Source organism: Lactococcus petauri (assembly GCF_002154895.1).
In the GTDB taxonomy this organism is placed as follows: domain Bacteria; phylum Bacillota; class Bacilli; order Lactobacillales; family Streptococcaceae; genus Lactococcus; species Lactococcus petauri.
The window spans coordinates 159,054-178,829 of the sequence record NZ_MUIZ01000001.1 but is presented as its reverse complement, the minus strand read 5'-3'; the positions used below and the strand labels follow the sequence as shown (position 1 = coordinate 178,829).

Sequence of the window (19,776 nt, the reverse complement as noted above, 5' to 3'; positions counted from 1 at the left end):
ACTGTAAAATAATTTATACCTAAAAATCTTTTTATCTGGTATAATGAGAAGAACTTTGTTTTTTTGGAGCAGAAAAAATAGTTTCAAAAAAGGAACTCCCTTCCCTCTTTATAGAGAGGAAAGGGGAAGAAAAAAGTTGCAAAACAATTCAATGGAGACTAGGGATAATGAGTATTATTAAATTAAATAATGTATCAAAAAAATACTCTAACGGTACAACAGCCTTACGTAACATCTCTCTTGACATCGAGGCAGGAGAATTTGTTTATATTGTTGGACCGTCTGGAGCTGGTAAGTCGACCTTTATTAAGTTGCTCTACCATGAACTAAAAATTGACAAGGGGACAGGCGTCGTTGCAAAGTTTGACTTGATGAAACTTAAACGTCGTGATGTGCCTTTGTTACGTCGTTCTGTAGGGGTTGTCTTCCAAGACTACAAACTCTTGCCGAAGAAGACTGTATATGAGAATATCGCTTATGCAATGGAAGTTGTCGGAAAACGTCCACGCGAAATCAAAAAACGTGTCAATGAAGTTTTGGATCTTGTAGGCCTAAAACATAAATTGCGTTCTTTCCCTGATGAACTTTCAGGTGGTGAACAACAACGTGTAGCAATTGCACGTTCAATCGCTAATGCGCCTAAACTCTTGATTGCTGACGAACCTACAGGGAACTTGGACCCAGAAAATTCATGGGAAATTATGAATTTGCTCGAAAAAATTAACTTGCAAGGAACAACTGTTCTCATGGCAACTCACAACAGCCAAATCGTAAACACATTACGTCACCGCGTTGTTGCTATTGAAAATGGACGTATCGTTCGAGACCAAGCGGAAGGAGATTACGGTTACGATGATTAGAAATTTATTTAAACATTTATTGGAATCACTGAAAAATCTCCGTCGTAACGGATGGATGACTGTAGCAGCAGTTTCCTCTGTAATGATTACTTTGACTTTAGTCGGACTTTTTCTCTCAGTTATTTTAAATACGGCGAAATTGTCCAGTGATATCGAAAAAAATGTACGTATTGTTGCATATATGGATTTGAATATTCATGATATGGATAAGAAAATTGAAGATCCAAAAAATCCTAAGAAAGAAATCAACAATCCAAACTATCGTAAAATTTATTCAGAAATTGAAAAAATCCCTGATGTTGCTTCAATCAAGTTCTCAAGTAAAGATGAACAACTTAAGCAATTGACAGAGACATTGGGCAGTACTTGGGCTCTTTTCCAAGGTGATGCTAACCCGCTCTACGATGCTTATATCGTTGAAGCAGATAACCCACAAGATGTCGAAAAAGTTGCCAGTGCTATTAAGAAAATCAACGGTATCCAATCTGCAAACTATGGTGGTGCCAATACAGAACGTATCCTTGCTTTAGGGAATAACGTGAAGATTTGGGGTGGTGCAGCAGCAGCTCTACTTATCTTAGTTGCTGTCTTCCTCATCTCAAACACAATCCGTATCACGATTATGTCACGTCAACGTGAGATTCAGATTATGCGATTGGTGGGTGCGCGTAATGGTTATATTCGTTGGCCATTCTTCCTGGAAGGTGCTTGGGTTGGACTCTTGGGAGCTATTGTCCCAAGTGTATTGATAGCTTGGCTTTATAACCTAGCTTTCACAAGCTTCACACCAAGCTTGAAACCACAAAGTCTATATCTACTTCCCGCAGACACCTTTGTGCCAATGATGGTTGGCTTACTCTTCCTTATCGGTATCTTGATCGGTTCACTCGGAGCAGTAACTTCAATGCGTCGTTTCTTGAAAGTTTAAAAATGAAAATAAGTCCTACTAAAAAGTAGAACTTATTTTTTTGTCCTTAAATTAACTTGTACCTTGAGTAAAAACTAGAAAGTCATCATTAAGAGTGCCCAGATATTATTGAGTGCCCAGATATTATTTTGAAAAACTTAGAAGATACATTACAATAAGATTATAAAATGTTATTAGCGTTTCTTATAGATAACAAAAACTTGACGAGGTAAATGCGATGGTTTATAATCTTTTAGCACAGCACAGCACAGCACAGCACAGCACAGCACAGCACAGCACAGCACAGCACAGCAGTAATTTTCTGCTCTTTTTCTGTTTACAATCCGACGTCCTTAGAACACAGGACGTTTTTGACTTTCTCCGCGGTATGGAATAAAAAACGAGTGAAAGGAGAAATGAGGCTATGAAGCAGAACAAAAAACAGAAACTAAGGAACATACTATTACTCTTCTTGCTTTTGCTTATAGGTGGTACTTTTGCCTTTAGAGCTATACAACAACAGACTATTACTGAACGGTCACTTGATAATAATGTCGGTGGGCGCGTACATGATTATTACGATGTAGAAACGGAGAATAAGGATGTCTTTGTGGAAAACTATGGTCAAGGTGAAATCATGGTACGTATCCGTTTGTCAGAGTTCATGGAAATCCAAGAACGTGATCAAGACACTCCGGTCTCTGTAGTAAGTGGTGCAAAACGCGAAGATGTAACAACATGGTCTGCTTATCGGCCAGCAGCAACGGATATTAATATGCGTGTAGGTTCGGGGAGTATTTACTTTAATCGCTTCTCGAATCTTACCTTTGGTCAAGCAGGAGAACTCCCTTGGTATTTACCGACATTCAATCATGATGAGATTGATTTGAGGACAGCTGCCGCAGGTGATGCACTCGACTATGTGGCAGGTGACGCAACTCATCCTGGAAACGGTGAAGCAGACTTCTGGGCTGCGGATGACTATTACGAGAATACTGCAGGCAGGTGGCCAGGTTCCACAGGGAGACGTGACACTGCACAAAATCTAAGTCAAGAGAAGGCCCCAATAACTATGGCAGAATGGCTTGAGCTTGATGATGATGAGAAAATCGGTAACTTTTGGGTTATCGACCATCAGACAGGCTGGGCATATTGGGCAAGTAAGCTGGAAGCTGGACAAGCAACCTCTTACTTACTGGATGCCGCGGAAATGACCGCACAAGCAAAGAGTATTAATGGTGTCGTTAATTATGCTATCCATGTAGCGAGTGATTTGGTCAGTCCTGAGCATCGTGAGGAATTTCTAGCCCCTGATGAGGAGGGGGAACATCATCCAAGTCTACAAAAGTTCATTGAAGGTGTTAATAGCAATGCTATTCGAGAAAACCACCTGGCAATGTACTTGTAGATATTGAGGACTTAAACTTTCGACTCATGAGCGCTTCAGCCGGAACTCGATTTACCGTGCGTGCGCCCGCTCCCTACAACCAATGGACATTCCGCTACCTTGAAAACTTAGGTAATGGCAATCACTGGATTATTCTTGACCAAGCTGTACGAAATTTTTCCATGGAAAACCAAGAGGCTGCACTTGAACACTGGTTCAACAACGCAATTCCACCAGCTCTTAAAGAAATGACCCTTCCTGTACAGGGAACCTTTGTCACAGGAAGTACTTTTGGGGCTGACATTGGACTTACTGCAGGAGGCTGGGTGGTCAGGGACTTTGCGGATCTAGATCTGCCTGAGGTTATTGCGGATAGGACAAGAGTTGTTCCAGAAGGAGAGGGTGGTGTGCGCCGTGCGTTTTCTCTTTCTCTAGCAGATGTGCAGCACTTGTCAACTGCTTCAAGTAGAGGATTTATGAGTGCATGGGATCGCCGCGGAATGTGGGAGGTTTTCTGGTGGTGGCTACGTACTCCTAATGCAACAAATAACCTTTGGGCTCTTGATGATAGCGGTAGACTGGTTGCAGATGCTTCCCCTGATATAGTTCAGACGCATGGTGGATTCCGACCTTCCCTCATTATTCGTCAATAGTATTCCACAAATTATCAACATCAAGAAAACAAATCAAAAAAGATTAGGAATCAATTCCTAATCTTTTCATCTTATTTCATACCAATCATATAGTCGTCATCTGACATAGCTTCAACTTCACCGAGCAGGTAAGAATTACCAACTTGACTAAAGAAGTCATGGTTTGATGAAGAAGTAGAGATACCGTTCATTACAACAGAGTTGACATCCGCTGCTGTATCGGGGAAGAGGGGATCTTGTCCTAAGTTCATAAGTGCCTTGTTGGCATTGTAACGAAGGAATTTCAAGACTTCATCTGTCCAGCCGATTTCATCGTAAAGCAAGTGTGTATAAGCTTCTTCGTTCTCATAAAGTTCGTAGAGCAAGTTATACATCCAATCACGGAGTTCACTTTGTTCTTCTTCAGATAACTCGTTGAAACCAAGTTGGAACTTGTAACCGATATAAGTGCCGTGGACACTTTCATCACGAATAATAAGTTTAATGATTTCAGCAGAGTTGATCATCTTGTTGTTGCCGAGATACCAGAGTGGTGTGAAGAAACCAGAGTAGAAGAGGCAAGTTTCAAGGAAGACACTTGCGATTTTCTTCTGAAGGGCTGTACCCTTTTGATAGATATCATTGATGATTTCTGCCTTCTTTTGCATGTAAACATTTGTATCGACCCAATCAAAGAGCTCTTCAATCTCTGATTTTGTATTTAAAGTACTAAAGATTGTAGAGTAAGATTTGGCGTGAACGGACTCCATAAACTGGATATTGTTGAAACATGCGATTTCTTGAGGAGTACGTGCATCATGTTTGAGCACCTCTGCACCGTCTACAGATTGTAAAGTATCCAAGAGAGTCAAACCAGCAAAAGCTTTCGCAAAAGTATCACGTTCAACTTGAGGCAATTTGCGCCAATCGTCAAGGTCATTTGAAACAGGGACACGTGTGTCCAACCAAAACTGGCTGGTCAGTTTTTCCCAAGTATATTTATCAATAGAATCTTCAATTGCATTCCAGTTAATGGCTGCATAGTAAGTAGGGACTTTTTGGTTATTTTGTTCAGACATAGTATTTCCTTTTTTTAAACAACACAGCTTTCACATTGGTTTGAGCCAACTTCCTCTTCATCGTCAGTAAAGGTACGGACGTAGTAGATAGTTTTGATACCTTTATTGTAAGCATAGTTACGCAAGATACTCAAATCACGTGTTGTCATTTTATTATTTGCAATTTTCCACTCATAAAGGCCTTCAGGTAAAGTTGAACGCATGAAGAGGGTCATAGACAAACCTTGATCGACATGTTCTGTTGCAGCGGCGTAAACGTCAATGACAGCACGCATGTCTGTATCGTAAGCAGATTTGTAATAAGGAATGGTATCTGTTGAAAGACCAGCGGCTGGATAGTAAATCTTACCGACTTTCTTTTCTTGGCGTTCTTCGATACGGTTAACGATCGGGTGAATTGAAGAAGAACAGTCGTTGATATAAGAAATTGATCCATTAGGAGCAACGGCCATACGGTAAGAGTTATAAAGTCCACCTTGCATAACTTTTTCTTTTAAGGCAGCCCATTCAGCTGGACCAGGTACAGCAATACCAGCGAAAAGTTCTTGGATTTCGTTTGGAACAGCGGCGAAATAGTCATGGTTAAGGTATTTGTCGAAGTAAGAGCCATCAGCATAAGCAGATTTATCAAAGTCTTTGAAGGTTGCTTGGCGTTCAACTGCAAGTGTATTTGATGCAACTAAAGTATAGTAGTTCAAGAGCATAAAGTAAACACTTGTAAAGTCAACAGCGGCTTTGCTGTCGTAATGGATATGGTTTTTAGCGAGGAAAGAATGAAGCCCCATAGCACCAAGTCCAATGGCACGCATTTCGTTATTTCCTTTACGTACAGTTGGTACAGAGTCAAGATTTGAAGTTTCAGAGATGAAAGTCAAGGCACGAACCATTGATTCAATTGAGCTTCCAAAGTCTGCGCCTGAAGTCATCATGTTCATGACATTTGTTGAACCCAAGTTACATGCAACGTCAGTACCTAATGTTGAATATGTTTGATCATCATTAAGCACAGAAGGTGTTTGAACTTGAAGGATTTCAGAACAAAGATTACTCATAGAGATAACACCATCGACAGGGTTAGCTTTGTTTACTGTATCGATGTTCACGATGTAAGGATAGCCAGATTCTTGTTGGAGTTTAGAAAGTTCTTGTTCCAACTCACGCGCGCTGATTTTGATTTTACGGATATTATCGTTTGCGAGCATATTGTCGTATTCTGCTGTAATATCAACATGGGCAAAAGGCATGCCATATTCTTTTTCAACAAAGTAAGGCTCAAAGAGGTACATATCTTCGCCCTTAGCTGCAAGTTCGTAGAATTTATCAGGAACAGTTACACCGAGTGACAAAGTTTTCACACGGATTTTCTCATCAGCATTTTCTTTTTTCGTTGAGAGGAATTCCATAATGTCAGGGTGGAAAATGGAAAGATAAACCACACCAGCCCCTTGACGTTGCCCAAGTTGGTTGGCATAAGAAAAGCTATCTTCGAAAAGTTTCATCACGGGAACAACGCCCGCTGCAACGCCATCGTAACCTTTGATTGGTGCACCAGCACCACGTAAATTGGTCAAGTTAAGACCAACACCGCCTCCGTTTTTTGAAAGTTGGAGGGCAGAGTTAATGGTACGACCAATCGAATTCATATCGTCTGTCAGCTGTAAAAGGAAACAGCTGACAAACTCACCGCGGCGTTTACGTCCAGCATTGAGGAAAGTTGGAGTAGCAGGTTGGTAACGGCGATTAACCATAGCAAAGGCTAAATTACGTGCAAGTTTTGTATCACCATCAGCCATGTAGAGCGCGTTCATCAAGACGCGATCTTCAAAGTTTTCCAGATAGAGTGTACCTTCGTTGTTTTTCATGGCGTATTGATTGTAGAACTTGTAAGCAGCCATAAAGCTATCAAACTTAAAGCCAAAGTCCAACAATTCTTGATGAAGTTGTTCAATGAAACTCATTTCATACTTACGGATGAAGTCTTCTTCTAGGTAATCACCTTCTAGAAGGGCTTCAATTTTTTCGGCATAAGTATCTTTAGTGAAAGTGTTAGGCTCAACATTTTCCTTGAAGAAGGCAGTGATTGCTTCTTTGTCTTTTGCTAAAGGAATAGAGCCGTTAACGGGGATATTGATTTGATTGTTAAGTGTAAAGTACGTAACATCTTCAAGATTTTTAAGTGACATATATTTCTCCGGGGCTTTGCGCCCGCATGCTAATTTTTTATTTTTAGTGAAATTTATGATTTGAGACTGATGTTTGCTCCAGACTCTAATCGAGCTGCAATGTCTTCGACAGCAGCTACATCGCTCGGTGTGCCATTAAATTCGAAATCGTAAACAATAGGAATTTGGAATTGAGCGGATAATTCTTTTGCGGTAAATATATATAAAGAAGCAAAATTTCGATTTCCTGTACCGACAATGCCTTTACAGTATTGTGCGTTATTGGCATAGGACATAAATTCAAAGACTGGGTCCATAATGTCCATGCTTTTTTCAGCTCCAGGAGTTTCATCCGCATAACTTGGGACGATAATCAGGAAATCTTCATTTGCTTCAAATTCGGGATCGTTAGGCAGAATTTCTTCATGCTCTAAGTTGGTTTTATTGACAAAACGACGTGTTTGGCCAGTTATACTGAAATAGATTAATTTCATGCCAATTTTGCCAATTCGCTTGGGTTAAAACCAGAGAATGAAACGTCGTCTTTGACAACGACAGGTGCAGCACGATATCCCATATCAAGCACTGTTTGTACAAATTCTGGTTTTTCATCAATGTTAATTTCTTCAAAGTCCACAGTGTGTTCTGTGAGCCATTTTTTTACCATTTTACATTGCATGCAGTTGTTTTTTGAGTATACAGTGACCATAATTATTCTCCAATTTTTTCATTATTTTTATTCTTTTATTTTAGTATAAAAAAAATACCTAGTCAAGTTATCGATACTAGATATTGTGGTCTATAATTATGTAAAATACTATATATTGTGTTGTTTGCTGAGGTTTAAGCCGAATGGTACCAAAGATTCTTCTTTATTTTTTATTCTCTTAATGTTACTCTTGTGTCGAACGATGATAATAGAAGCCAAGGCTAAAATTATTACCGAAAACAGGGGGTCGTAATCGGGTAAAATAAAGTGGAAATAAGGAAAAACAAGAACGCCAATCAGTGCAGCAATGGCTCCTAAAATAGAAGACAGGCTAATCATGCTGAAAAGGTAAAGCACGAGGAAGAAAACTACGGCCAGATAAAGGAGGAAAACGGGGTTAAATCCAAGAACAACACCAGCTGAAGTCGCAACAGCCTTTCCACCTTTAAATTTGTCAAAGACGGAAATGGTGTGACCAACGACCGCTAACAATCCAAAAATAAGTGGCGAAACACCATGAACATGGAAAATGAGAGGCAGAAGTGTGGCCAATGTACCTTTGAGAAGGTCAAAGATGAAAACAATGATGCCAGCTTTTTTTCCAAGAATACGGAAAGTATTCGTTGTACCAGTATTTCCAGAACCATACGCGTGCAGATCTTTTTTAAAGAAAATCTTTCCAATCCAAAGTCCTGCAGGAATCGCTCCAATAAGGTAGGCAGCGATGCATAAAATTATTATAGTCATATCATCTTTCTTTTACGTTTGTAATAGCTCTACAATTATAACATAAAAGTTGACGATTTTTAGCGATTCTTTGAAAGAAAATCTTTTCAAATTTAATTTTTTTAGGTAATAGGGATAAAAAAGCTCAGTTTGTATTATAAAGACTTTTGACAAAGGCTCTTGAAGAATGTAGAATAGGAAAGATGAATATTTCTGCTGGTTTATAGCTAGCTTAAATGGAGAATAATGAATGGTAGATATAAATAATTACGACGACAGCGCGATTCAGGTCCTGGAAGGGCTTGATGCCGTAAGAAAGCGCCCAGGGATGTATATTGGTTCAACGGATTCAACAGGCTTGCATCACTTGATTTGGGAAATTGTAGATAATGCTGTCGATGAAGCCTTGTCAGGCTTTGGAACAAAGATTTCGGTAATATTAAATAAAGACGGCTCTGTTACTGTGGAAGATGAAGGGCGTGGAATGCCTGTCGGAATGCACGCTACAGGCAAACCGACTGTTGAAGTTATCTTTACTGTCCTTCATGCGGGTGGTAAGTTTGGCCAAGGTGGCTACAAAACATCCGGAGGCTTACATGGTGTAGGTTCTTCCGTCGTGAATGCTTTGTCAAGCTGGCTTGAAGTAGAGATTACGCGTGATGGTAATGTTTATCGTCAACGTTTTGAGAACGGTGGACATCCTGTAACAACATTAGAAAAAATAGGTAAGGCACCAAAATCTAAAACAGGGACAAAAGTTACCTTTATGCCAGATGCGACGATTTTTTCGACGATTGAATTTAAATACCAAACAATCTCGGAAAGGTTAAACGAATCTGCCTTTCTTTTGAAAGACGTCACTCTCTCGCTTACAGATCAGCGTGGAGAAGAGGAAGTTAAGGAAGAATTCCACTATGAAAATGGTGTACAAGATTTTGTAGACTACCTCAATGAGGATAAGGATACGCTCACCCCCGTTTTATATTTTGCAGGGGAACAAGATTCTTTCCAAGTAGAAGTAGCTTTACAATATAATGATGGTTATTCGGAAAATATCCTTTCTTTTGTTAACAATGTTCGGACAAAGGATGGCGGAACACATGAAGCTGGACTTAAAACGGCCTTGACCAAAGCCATGAATGATTATGCCAGAAAAACAGGTTTACTCAAAGACAAGGATAAAAATCTCGAAGGCTCAGACTATCGTGAAGGGCTGACAGCTGTTCTCTCTATTCTTGTACCAGAAGAATACTTGCAGTTTGAAGGGCAAACGAAAGATAAACTTGGGTCACCCTTAGCACGTCCAGCAGTTGATGCTCTGGTCTCTGAAAAATTGACTTTCTATCTTCTGGAGAATGGTGAACTGGCACAAAATTTAATTCGTAAGGCAATTAAAGCGCGTGAAGCACGTGAAGCAGCACGCAAAGCACGTGAAGAATCTCGAACAGGTAAAAAGAATAAGAAAGACAAAGGACTTCTTTCAGGGAAATTAACACCAGCACAAACTAAAAATCCTAATAAAAATGAACTTTATCTTGTCGAAGGAGATTCTGCCGGTGGTTCAGCAAAACAAGGACGCGACCGTAAATTCCAAGCGATTTTACCTTTGCGTGGTAAGGTAATCAATACTGAAAAAGCCAAAATGCAGGATATCCTTAAAAATGAAGAAATCAACACAATGATTTACACTATTGGTGCGGGTGTTGGAGCAGATTTCACCCTTGCGGATCGGAACTATGATAAAGTAATTATTATGACCGATGCGGATACAGATGGTGCACATATCCAAACCCTACTTCTTACCTTTTTCTATCGCTACATGAAGCCTCTTCTCGAAAATGGGCACGTTTATATTGCCTTGCCACCGCTCTATAAGATGAGTCAAGGTAAAGGCAAAAAAGAAAAAGTTGCTTATGCTTGGACAGATGCTGAACTTGAAGAACTTCGTCAAACTTTTGGCAAGGGAGCAACGCTTCAGCGTTATAAAGGTCTAGGGGAAATGAATGCTGACCAGCTGTGGGAGACAACTATGAATCCTGAAACTCGTACATTGATTCAAGTAACTATTGATGATGCAGCGCAAGCTGAAAAACGGGTTTCAGTTTTGATGGGAGACAAGGTGGAGCCTCGTCGTAAATGGATTGAGAACAATGTTAAGTTTACATTGGAAGAAAACACAGTCTTTTAAGTAATTGCATATTTTTAGGAAAAATGAGAAAGGAATGTGATAAGGTGGAGCATTACGTAGTATTTGACTTTGAGACAACAGGATTTAGTACTCAAAAAAATGAGATTATTCAAATTGGTGCTGTCAAATATGACCAATCGCACCAAGAAATTGCGCGCTTTAATCAGTTGATCAAACCCACGCGTTCTTATCTTCCGACTAAAATTTCAGAACTGACTGGAATTTGGCCGGCTTCCTTACTGGGGCAACCAGTTCTCGCTGAAGTTTTACCTGATTTTATAGCCTTTTCAAGAGATAGCTTGATGGTGGCTCATAATGCTCCTTTTGATGTCAGCTTTCTTTATCAGGCGATAGTAGATTGTGAGATTGGTGATGCACCTCATTTTCAAGTCTACGATACACTTTCTGAAGCAAAAAAATTAGTGCAGATGCCCAACTATAAGTTGGAAACCTTCAAGGATGTTTTAGGTATTGATTTGCGTAGCCACGATGCACTCAATGATTGCCTTATCACCGCCCGTCTCTATCAGTACTTACAAGACTTGTCACGTCCACCAAAACCGCAACTAGTATCAAACGAAAGTTTACAAATGGATTTGTTTGGTGAGATAGATACGACAATCACGGAAGAAGTTCGCCGAAAATTGAGCTTACCAATTACTAAAGATTTGGTTTATTATCGTAGAGATACACAGCGAAATTGGCAAAAATTCGAGGTGACAGGCTTGGCGATAACAGCAGCTTATTCAACGGGTTACAGTCTGACAGCTACGCTTTATAATAATGAGACAGTAACCATTCATTCTGACTTTTTGAAGGAAATGCAGAAAGCTAACTTTACAAACGAAATAGAAAAAGAGGGATAAATATGGCATGGAAGATTAAAAATTTCGAAGAACTTACGCGATCAGAACTCTACAAAATTTTACAAGTCCGCTCTGAAGTCTTTGTTGTTGAACAAGAATGTGCTTATCAAGATGTCGACGGTAAGGATCAAAAGTCATTGCACTTGTGGTTAGAAGATGATGAAGGTGCCATTCAATCCTACTGTCGTATCTTACCGGCGGGGCTTTCTTATCCTGAGGCCTCTATTGGCCGTGTACTGGTGAAGGAAAGCCAACGTGGCAAAGGAACGGCGCGTAAAATGATGCAACAGGCTCTTGAGTTTCTGGCTCAATCATGGCGAGAACCTGTAGTGCGTATTGAAGCGCAGTACTATCTCCGTGCATTCTATGCTTCTTTTGGATTCAAGGAAGATTCAGAACCCTTTTTGGAAGATGGCATAAAACATGTTGAAATGATTTTGGACTTAAAGGATTTTGCCTCTTAAAAAACATTTTGTAAACTTAAAAATGAAATAACTGTTGGAGGACTAATGTCTAATATACAAACTCTACCTTTAGAGGATATTATGGGCGAGCGTTTTGGACGCTATTCAAAATACATTATTCAGGAACGTGCCCTACCTGATATTCGAGACGGCTTAAAACCCGTTCAACGACGCATCCTGTATTCAATGAATAAGGATGGCAATACTTTTGATAAAGCTTATCGTAAGTCTGCCAAGTCTGTCGGAAATGTTATGGGTAATTTTCACCCTCATGGAGACAGCTCGATTTATGATGCGATGATTCGCTTGTCGCAAGATTGGAAAATGCTTGAGCCTTTGATTGAGATGCACGGGAATAATGGATCGATGGACGGTGATCCACCGGCTGCTATGCGTTATACTGAAGCACGTTTGGCAGAAATTTCTTCGTATTTATTAAAAGATATTGAGAAAGATACAGTTGCTCATGCTTGGAATTTTGACGATACGGAAAAAGAGCCAACTGTACTTCCCGCAAGCTTTCCTAACTTGTTGGTGAACGGTTCAACGGGGATTTCGGCAGGTTATGCAACAGATATCCCACCGCACAATCTTGGAGAAGTTATTGATGCGACAATCTATATGATTGATCATCCTAAAGCTGATGTTGAGAAAATCATGACTTTCATGCCCGGCCCCGATTTTCCGACAGGTGCCATTATTCAAGGGCGTAGTGAGATCAAAAAGGCATACGAAACAGGCAAAGGGCGTATTGCTGTCCGTTCAAAAGTAGAAGTTGAAAAACTTAAAGGCGGTCGTGAACAACTCGTTGTTACAGAGATTCCTTATGAAATCAACAAAGCAACTTTGGTTAAACGGATTGATGATGTGCGCGTAAATGCCAAAGTGCCTGGAATTTCTGAAGTGCGTGATGAATCCGATCGTGAAGGGCTACGCATTGCTATTGAGCTGAAAAAAGAAGCCAATAGTCAGCTGGTGCTTAACTACCTCTATAAAAACACAGATTTGCAAATTAATTATAATTTCAATATGGTGGCAATTGACAATATGACGCCACGTCAAGTCGGTGTTCTTCCTGTTCTGCGCTCTTATATTGCCCATCGTCAGGACGTTATTGTTAAGCGTTCAAAATTTGACTTGAGTAAAGCAGAGAAAAGATTACATCTGGTTGAAGGTTTGATCCGGATGGTCTCTATCTTGGACGAAGTCGTTGCTTTAATCCGTGCATCTGAAAACAAATCAGATGCTAAGGAAAACTTGAAAGTGAGCTATGCTTTCAGTGAGGAACAGGCCGAAGCCATAGTCACACTGCAACTTTACCGTTTAACTAATACCGACATCGTAACTCTAGAAAATGAACAAGCTGAACTTGAAGCTAAGATTTTAGAACTCCGTGCGATTATCAATGATGAACGTACACTTTATAACTTGATGAAACGTGAGTTACGTGAAGTCAAGAAAAAATTTGGCAAGGAACGACGTTCAGAACTACAAGATAATGTTGAAACGATAGAGATCGAGGCGCAACAACTGATTGCGGAAGAGGAAACGGTTGTTTCAGTTACGCGTGGTGGTTACATTAAACGCACATCACCACGTAGTTTTGCCTCTTCCAATATTGAAGAAGTTGGTAAACGTGAGGATGACGAATTAATCTTTGTTAAAGCAGGCGCACGGACTAAGCAGCACCTGCTGATGTTTACCAGTCTTGGAAATGTTATTTATCGTCCAGTCCATGAATTGTCTGATGTCCGCTGGAAGGATATTGGCGAGCATATCTCCCAAACTTTGAACAATTTTGCCAGCGATGAAGAAATTATCTTTGCACAAGTACTTGATAATTTTGAGTCTGGCGAAAATTACATGGTAGTCACTGCAGCTGGTCAAATCAAGCAAGTTGAACTTGATTCCTTTAAACCTTGGCGGACATACCGCTCTAAGTCAATGGTTTACGGGAAACTCAAAGGAGACAAAGACAGTATTGTAACCATCGCACCGATTGTTAAAGGTGATGAAGATGTGATGTTGATTTCTGAAAATGGCTACGCCCTTCGCTTTAACATCTCAGAAATTCCAGTTGTGGGGGCTAAAGCAGCTGGTGTTAAGGCAATGAATCTTAAAGCAGGAGATTTGGTCAAGGCCGCCTTCTTTGTGCAAACAGACAGTTGGTACCTACTCACACAACGTGGCTTTATCAAGCGGGTAAAATCTGAGGATATTCCGGAAACAAGTCGAGCAAATCGTGGCCTACAGGTTTTACGTCCTTTGAAGACCAATCCGCATACCGTATTCTCAGCAGGCAGTGTGATCAATACTGATAAGACACCACTTTCAGAGACAGTTGATCTTTTCAGTCCTGCAGAAGCAGAAGATACGCCAACTGATAAGAGCCAGATTTTGGAGGTAACTTCAGCAGTGGGTAAAGTCTATCAAACAGAACTGACAGACTTGAATTTATCCGATCGTGCAAGCAATGGCCATCCCTTAGCCGAAGATATTGATCGTGTGATTGAAGCAAAAATAAAATAAAAATGATCCTCAATGAGGATTATTTTTTTATTTAGAAATACTGTCAAAATAAGCCTGATTTACAAGGGAAAAGTATATTCAAAAGATTTAAAAACAACTGTAAACAATAAGAAATTATGGTATAATAGAGACAGTGTTTATACATTGAAAGAGGAGAACATGGAAGATAAAAATATCATAAATGTCAATCTTGCTGAGGAGATGAAAACCAGCTTTCGTGACTATGCAATGTCAGTTATTGTGGCACGTGCCCTACCTGATGTACGCGATGGTTTGAAGCCGGTTCATCGCCGCATTCTTTACGGAATGAACGAGCTTGGTACAACGCCTGATAAGCCACATAAAAAATCTGCCCGTATTACCGGGGATGTCATGGGTAAATATCACCCACATGGAGACAGCTCGATTTATGAGGCCATGGTACGTATGGCTCAGTGGTGGAGCTATCGCCACATGCTGGTTGACGGACATGGGAACTTTGGTTCCATGGATGGAGATGGCGCTGCCGCTCAACGTTATACCGAAGCACGTATGTCAAAAATTGCCTTGGAAATGCTTCGTGACATCAACAAAAACACTGTTGACTTCGTTGATAACTATGACGGAACGGAACGAGAACCAGAAGTACTTCCGGCACGTTTTCCGAACCTTTTGGTTAACGGAACAACGGGGATTGCCGTTGGGATGGCGACAAATATTCCACCTCATAACTTAGGAGAAACAATTGATGCGGTTGACTTGCTGATGGAAAATCCAGAGGCGACAACACGTGATTTGATGGAAGTATTACCTGGGCCAGACTTTCCTACTGGTGCTCTAGTCATGGGTAAATCTGGTATTCGCCGTGCTTATGAAACAGGTAAAGGCTCAATTACGCTTCGTGCGAAGACAGAAATTGAGGAATTACCTGGCGGTAAGGAACGCATTGTAGTTACTGAGTTCCCTTATATGGTCAATAAGTCAAAAGTTCATGAGCATATTGTCCGTTTGGCACAAGAAAAGCGTATTGAAGGTATTACAGCCTGTCGTGATGAGTCAAGTCGTGAAGGTGTACGTTTAGTGGTTGAAGTCCGTCGCGATGCATCGGCACACGTGATTTTGAACAACTTGTTCAAGCTTACACAACTTCAAACATCCTTTGGTTTTAATATGTTGGCCATTGAAAAGGGTACGCCAAAGATTCTGTCATTGAAACAAATCTTGACCGACTACATTGAGCATCAAATCGAAGTTGTAGAACGTCGTACACGCTTTGATAAAGCTCGTGCAGAAGCTCGTGCTCACATCTTAGAAGGTTTGCGTATAGCCTTGGATAACATTGATCGTATGATTACTATTATCCGTGAATCTGCAACAGATGCAATTGCTCAAAAAGCGATGATGGACGAATTCCAACTGTCAGACAAGCAATCGCAAGCTATCTTGGATATGCGTTTGCGCCGTTTGACAGGTTTGGAACGTGACAAGATTGAAAATGAGTATCAAGAGCTTATTGCCTTGATTGCTGATTTGGCAGATATCTTGGCTAAACCAGAACGTGTTAAAGCTATTATTCGAGAAGAATTAGGTGAAATTAGACGTAAATTTGCAGACAAACGTCGCACAGAGCTTTTGGTTGGAGAAGTCTTGAATCTGGAAGACGAGGATTTGATTGAGGAAGAAGATGTTCTTATCACTCTCTCAAATAAGGGATATATCAAACGTCTTAGCAATGACGAATTCCGTGCACAAAAACGTGGTGGACGTGGTGTTCAGGGCATGAACATGTCCGACGATGATTTTGTACAACATCTGGTATCAACAAGTACACACGATCATTTGCTCTTCTTTACTAATCTTGGACGTGTCTATCGGATGAAGGGCTATGAAATCCCAGAATACGGTCGTGCTGCTAAAGGCTTGCCTATCGTCAATCTTTTAAAACTTGATGAAGGTGAAAAGATTCAAACAATTATTAATGTTGTGAAGTCAGACGAAGAAAGATATCTGTTCTTTACAACACGTAAAGGCTTAGTCAAACGTACCAATACCCAACAATTTGCTAATATCCGAACTAACGGTCTCAAAGCTCTAAATCTTCGTGAAGGTGACGAGCTTATCAATGTTCTACTCACATCAGGCAAAGAAAACATCATTATCGGAACGCATAATGGCTTCTCCGTACGCTTTGAGGAAGCTGTAGTACGTGATATGGGCCGTTCTGCTACGGGTGTTAAAGGTGTCAGCCTGCGTGAAGGCGACTTTGTTGTTGGTACAGCGATTGTTCATGATGAACAGGAAGTCTTAGTGATTTCTGAAAAAGGTTTAGGTAAGAGAACGATTGCGAGTGAATATCCTGTTAAAGGTCGTGGTGGTAAAGGGATTAAAGTCATGAACATCACTGACCGCACAGGTAAACTTGCCGGTTTGACTGCTATCAATGGTGATGAAGATATTATGGTCATTACTGATACAGGTGTTGTGATTCGTACAAGTGTTGATAATATCTCACAAACGGGTCGTGCAGCGCAAGGAGTGAAAATCATGCGTTTGGATGATGATGCACAAATTGTGACATTTGCTCTGGTTGAACCTGAACAGGAAGAGGAAGAAATAAACGAGGCAGAGAGAGCTTCAAATACGGAAGAATAAAATGAAAAAATTATTTATATTCTTAACTGCAGCTGTCAGTATCTTTTTACTGGCAGCTTGTAGTTCAAATAAGGAGACCCGTGATCTTTTAGAGCAGCCAATCAAAAAAGATGCCACAACAATGGGAACATACATCCAAGTCACTGTCTACGATAAAGGTAAGGAAAAAGCGGTTGAAGAAGCTTTAAATATTGCTGAGAAATATAACGATTGGGTATCTGTAGATCAAGCAAAGTCAGTTGTCGATAAAATCAATGACAATGCTGGTATTAAACCTGTCAAAGTAAATTCTGAAATTTATCAATTGATCAAGCTAGGCTATAACTATTCTGCTAAGAACATGGGCTATGATATTACCATAGGTCCTTTGAGCAAGCTCTGGAATATAGGCTTTCCTGATGCACGGAAACCTTCACAAGATGAGATAGACAAGGTCTTACCTCTAATTAACTATCAATTTATCCAGTTTAATGAAAAGGACAGTACCGTCTATTTAAGTCAAAAAGGTGCCCGCTTAGATTTAGGTTCAATAGCTAAAGGATATACAGCCATGAAGATGGTTGAAAGTCTTAAAAATAATGGCGTAACCACTGGTATTGTCGATTTGGGATCAAGTTCTATCTACGTGATTGGACATTCTCCACGTCAAACAAATGATGCGTGGACGATTGCTATAAAAGACCCCAATGATCCAGAAAAATCGCAGTTAGGAATTTTAAAAGCAAGTGATCAACATGTAAATACTTCTGGTATTTATGAACGTTATTTAGAAGTGGATGGGCATCGCTACTCTCATATCCTTAACCCTAAAACGGGCTTCCCATTTGACAATGATATTGCCAGCATCACTCTTTTAATTTCTGGTGATGATGCTACAAATGGTGATGGTTTATCTACTATGATTTACGCTATGGGAACCAAAAAAGGTTATGAATATGTCGAAAGCCTGAAAAATGTTCAAGCTGTATTTGTGGATAAAGATAACAAGGTCTATATTACGGATGGCTTAAAAGATAAATTTGACTTAACCAGTGAAAACTATAAGCTCGGTCAAATTAAAGACTTAAAATAGAAAGAGGCAACATGGCGAAAAAAAGTAAGAGTTGGAAACGCGTGCTAGTCAATTTGCTTATTTTGGTTCTCTTTCTTGTGGGTTTAATCCTTGTTTTTAACAAACCTATCCGAAACTGGTTAATCGGCAGAAATACGGCGCATTATCAGATAAATAATGTGACGCGGGAAACGATTAAAGAAAACAAAGAAGTAAAGGGCAACTTTGACTTTGACAGTGTAGAGTCGATTAGTTTTGAACAAGTGGTACGTAACCAGTTAAACCGTCAACCCATGCCAGTCATTGGGGGCATTGCAATTCCAGATGTTGGCATTAATCTGCCAATTTTCAAAGGCTTAGCAAATGAGAACCTTGCTTTTGGAGCGGGTACGATGAAGGAAGACCAAGTGATGGGGCAAGGAAATTATGCTTTAGCCAGCCATAACGTCACTGGATTTAGCAGCGATGTTAGCCTACTCTTTACCCCGCTTGAACGTGCGAAAGAGGGGATGGTTATTTACGTCACGGACAAAAATAATATCTATCAATATCGTATCAACAAAATATCTGTCGTTTCTCCAGAACATTCAGAGGTAATCGATGATACACCAGGAAAAACGGAGATTACCTTGGTAACCTGTGCTGATCCAGAAGCTGTAAATCGAATTATTGTACATGGTACATTTGAGAAAAAAGTTGCTTATGATGCTGCGACACAAGAGATGAAATCTGCTTTTGACCGCAGTTATAATCAAGTACTTTAATAAAAATAAAAAAACTTCCAGAAATGCTCTGGAAGTTTTTTTCGATACTTTTATAAATCCTGTTTGCGAAGATAGAAAATACCAATGAGGCCGAAAACTAAGATTTCTATAATATGGTAACCAATACTGAAGAGACTGTTATTACTTACAAAGGTAGAACTAAAGTCTGAAGTTCCTACTTGTGCAAGGAAGAGGAAAAATAGACTCATTAAGACTGTTTGAAGAATGCGAGAGGTGAAATTAAAAGCAATGTATACAAATAAACCTGATGTTCTTCCGCGCGTGATAATAACGGCTAAAGCCATTGTTACCATCATAGCTACGAGTCCTAAAATATAAGAAAGAAGTCCCGTAAAAATATCGGCAGAATGAACGAGTAAGTCAAGCGATCGAAAGAGAGAAAAGACCGTTTCTTGGTTGAAGATAAAGAAGGTGACAAAGGGGACAACCAAGACAAGAAAAAGAGCAATTAATTGAGTCAAAATTGTTGTGCCAATCTTGACAAAGTAATATTTGACCCGAGAGACTCCACTTGCAATCATCAAACTCATGACCTTGTTTTTATAATCAATATTGAGCAGATGAAAAGGATATAAGAGGGAAAAGATAGCTAACCCAATGACGGCAAAGACAGTCGTAATCGAAAGAAAGGTGAGGAGGATGGGAAAGTTTTGAAAATCAATGTTTGTCAAACTGACAGCTAACCATGAAAAGTTAAGCAGTAAACTTAAAGAAATGAATACGGCAAGGACAATCATGTAAGTTTTATCCTTTATGTTTTTATACATTTCCATTTTAAAAATATTTTTGGCATTCATACT

The 19,776-nt window shown here is 40.0% G+C and carries 17 protein-coding genes; 11 read left to right on the top strand and 6 right to left on the bottom strand.

Annotation, left to right across the window (positions count from 1 at the left end; translation table 11 throughout):
* Positions 1-167: 167 nt before the first annotated feature.
* From ftsE to BZZ03_RS00955, 4 genes are all read left to right on the top strand, one after another.
* On the top strand, positions 168-860 hold the full coding sequence (gene ftsE / locus BZZ03_RS00975; protein ID WP_017369093.1) for a cell division ATP-binding protein FtsE: 693 nt from the start codon (positions 168-170) through the stop codon (positions 858-860).
* Positions 853-1,788 carry a permease-like cell division protein FtsX gene (gene ftsX / locus BZZ03_RS00970; protein ID WP_019293704.1) on the top strand — a complete coding sequence of 312 codons (936 nt, stop codon included), beginning with the start codon at positions 853-855 and terminating at the stop codon, positions 1,786-1,788. The genes ftsE and ftsX overlap by 8 nt, the downstream gene beginning before the upstream one ends.
* A 403-nt stretch (positions 1,789-2,191) precedes the next feature.
* Positions 2,192-3,175 (top strand): hypothetical protein, encoded by a 984-nt coding sequence (locus tag BZZ03_RS00960; RefSeq protein WP_086582097.1) that lies wholly within the window; start codon positions 2,192-2,194, stop codon positions 3,173-3,175.
* A gap of 26 nt (positions 3,176-3,201) precedes the next feature.
* Positions 3,202-3,807: a hypothetical protein gene (locus BZZ03_RS00955; RefSeq protein WP_086582095.1), complete on the top strand. Its 606-nt coding sequence runs from the start codon at positions 3,202-3,204 to the stop codon at positions 3,805-3,807.
* Between the two features lie 71 nt (positions 3,808-3,878).
* Here BZZ03_RS00955 and nrdF read toward each other — a convergent pair whose 3' ends face one another.
* The 5 genes from nrdF to plsY all read right to left on the bottom strand — a co-directional run bounded on the left by nrdF (position 3,879) and on the right by plsY (position 8,483).
* A complete protein-coding gene (gene nrdF, locus BZZ03_RS00950) occupies positions 3,879-4,865 on the bottom strand; it encodes a class 1b ribonucleoside-diphosphate reductase subunit beta (RefSeq protein ID WP_086582094.1) in 987 nt (328 codons plus the stop codon).
* 14 nt (positions 4,866-4,879) lie between these two features.
* On the bottom strand, positions 4,880-7,048 hold the full coding sequence (nrdE, locus tag BZZ03_RS00945) for a class 1b ribonucleoside-diphosphate reductase subunit alpha (protein WP_019293703.1): 2,169 nt from the start codon (positions 7,046-7,048) through the stop codon (positions 4,880-4,882).
* A gap of 53 nt (positions 7,049-7,101) precedes the next feature.
* Complete coding sequence (gene nrdI / locus BZZ03_RS00940; protein WP_019292484.1) at positions 7,102-7,521, bottom strand: class Ib ribonucleoside-diphosphate reductase assembly flavoprotein NrdI; 420 nt, start codon at positions 7,519-7,521, stop codon at positions 7,102-7,104.
* The gene (nrdH, locus tag BZZ03_RS00935; protein ID WP_019292485.1) at positions 7,518-7,736 is read right to left on the bottom strand and encodes a glutaredoxin-like protein NrdH; all 219 of its coding nucleotides are present in this window, start codon (positions 7,734-7,736) and stop codon (positions 7,518-7,520) included. Before nrdH ends, nrdI begins: the two co-directional genes overlap by 4 nt.
* A 108-nt stretch (positions 7,737-7,844) precedes the next feature.
* The gene (gene plsY / locus BZZ03_RS00930) at positions 7,845-8,483 is read right to left on the bottom strand and encodes a glycerol-3-phosphate 1-O-acyltransferase PlsY (RefSeq protein ID WP_019293702.1); all 639 of its coding nucleotides are present in this window, start codon (positions 8,481-8,483) and stop codon (positions 7,845-7,847) included.
* A gap of 229 nt (positions 8,484-8,712) precedes the next feature.
* On the opposite strand from plsY, the gene parE reads away from it, so the two are divergent.
* The 7 genes from parE (at position 8,713) to BZZ03_RS00895 (ending at position 18,955) form a co-directional block, all read left to right on the top strand.
* A complete protein-coding gene (gene parE, locus BZZ03_RS00925; protein WP_019292487.1) occupies positions 8,713-10,650 on the top strand; it encodes a DNA topoisomerase IV subunit B in 1,938 nt (645 codons plus the stop codon).
* Between the two features lie 23 nt (positions 10,651-10,673).
* Positions 10,674-11,516, top strand: coding sequence for a 3'-5' exonuclease (locus BZZ03_RS00920; RefSeq protein WP_086582092.1), 843 nt, complete (start codon positions 10,674-10,676; stop codon positions 11,514-11,516).
* 2 nt (positions 11,517-11,518) lie between these two features.
* On the top strand, positions 11,519-11,980 hold the full coding sequence (locus tag BZZ03_RS00915; RefSeq protein WP_019292489.1) for a GNAT family N-acetyltransferase: 462 nt from the start codon (positions 11,519-11,521) through the stop codon (positions 11,978-11,980).
* A 45-nt stretch (positions 11,981-12,025) separates the two neighbouring features.
* On the top strand, positions 12,026-14,509 hold the full coding sequence (gene parC / locus BZZ03_RS00910; protein WP_086582090.1) for a DNA topoisomerase IV subunit A: 2,484 nt from the start codon (positions 12,026-12,028) through the stop codon (positions 14,507-14,509).
* Between the two features lie 159 nt (positions 14,510-14,668).
* The gene (gene gyrA / locus BZZ03_RS00905) at positions 14,669-17,140 is read left to right on the top strand and encodes a DNA gyrase subunit A (protein ID WP_019292491.1); all 2,472 of its coding nucleotides are present in this window, start codon (positions 14,669-14,671) and stop codon (positions 17,138-17,140) included.
* Between the two features lies 1 nt (position 17,141).
* Positions 17,142-18,212: an FAD:protein FMN transferase gene (locus tag BZZ03_RS00900; protein WP_086582088.1), complete on the top strand. Its 1,071-nt coding sequence runs from the start codon at positions 17,142-17,144 to the stop codon at positions 18,210-18,212.
* An 11-nt stretch (positions 18,213-18,223) separates the two neighbouring features.
* Positions 18,224-18,955 (top strand): class A sortase, encoded by a 732-nt coding sequence (locus BZZ03_RS00895; RefSeq protein ID WP_061413268.1) that lies wholly within the window; start codon positions 18,224-18,226, stop codon positions 18,953-18,955.
* A 50-nt stretch (positions 18,956-19,005) separates the two neighbouring features.
* On the opposite strand, the gene BZZ03_RS00890 is transcribed toward BZZ03_RS00895, so the two are convergent.
* Complete coding sequence (locus BZZ03_RS00890; protein ID WP_061413267.1) at positions 19,006-19,773, bottom strand: ABC transporter permease; 768 nt, start codon at positions 19,771-19,773, stop codon at positions 19,006-19,008.
* Positions 19,774-19,776: the final 3 nt, after the last annotated feature.

Excerpts from the sequence above, each read along its gene's own strand:
- ftsE (WP_017369093.1), top strand. The coding sequence starts at position 168 with ATGAGTATTATTAAATTAAATAATGTATCAAAAAAATACTCTAACGGT.
- ftsX (WP_019293704.1), top strand. The coding sequence starts at position 853 with ATGATTAGAAATTTATTTAAACATTTATTGGAATCACTGAAAAATCTC.
- BZZ03_RS00960 (WP_086582097.1), top strand. The coding sequence starts at position 2,192 with ATGAAGCAGAACAAAAAACAGAAACTAAGGAACATACTATTACTCTTC.
- BZZ03_RS00955 (WP_086582095.1), top strand. The coding sequence starts at position 3,202 with ATGAGCGCTTCAGCCGGAACTCGATTTACCGTGCGTGCGCCCGCTCCC.
- nrdF (WP_086582094.1), bottom strand. The coding sequence starts at position 4,865 with ATGTCTGAACAAAATAACCAAAAAGTCCCTACTTACTATGCAGCCATT.
- nrdE (WP_019293703.1), bottom strand. The coding sequence starts at position 7,048 with ATGTCACTTAAAAATCTTGAAGATGTTACGTACTTTACACTTAACAAT.
- nrdI (WP_019292484.1), bottom strand. The coding sequence starts at position 7,521 with ATGAAATTAATCTATTTCAGTATAACTGGCCAAACACGTCGTTTTGTC.
- nrdH (WP_019292485.1), bottom strand. The coding sequence starts at position 7,736 with ATGGTCACTGTATACTCAAAAAACAACTGCATGCAATGTAAAATGGTA.
- plsY (WP_019293702.1), bottom strand. The coding sequence starts at position 8,483 with ATGACTATAATAATTTTATGCATCGCTGCCTACCTTATTGGAGCGATT.
- parE (WP_019292487.1), top strand. The coding sequence starts at position 8,713 with ATGGTAGATATAAATAATTACGACGACAGCGCGATTCAGGTCCTGGAA.
- BZZ03_RS00920 (WP_086582092.1), top strand. The coding sequence starts at position 10,674 with ATGAGAAAGGAATGTGATAAGGTGGAGCATTACGTAGTATTTGACTTT.
- BZZ03_RS00915 (WP_019292489.1), top strand. The coding sequence starts at position 11,519 with ATGGCATGGAAGATTAAAAATTTCGAAGAACTTACGCGATCAGAACTC.
- parC (WP_086582090.1), top strand. The coding sequence starts at position 12,026 with ATGTCTAATATACAAACTCTACCTTTAGAGGATATTATGGGCGAGCGT.
- gyrA (WP_019292491.1), top strand. The coding sequence starts at position 14,669 with ATGGAAGATAAAAATATCATAAATGTCAATCTTGCTGAGGAGATGAAA.
- BZZ03_RS00900 (WP_086582088.1), top strand. The coding sequence starts at position 17,142 with ATGAAAAAATTATTTATATTCTTAACTGCAGCTGTCAGTATCTTTTTA.
- BZZ03_RS00895 (WP_061413268.1), top strand. The coding sequence starts at position 18,224 with ATGGCGAAAAAAAGTAAGAGTTGGAAACGCGTGCTAGTCAATTTGCTT.
- BZZ03_RS00890 (WP_061413267.1), bottom strand. The coding sequence starts at position 19,773 with ATGAATGCCAAAAATATTTTTAAAATGGAAATGTATAAAAACATAAAG.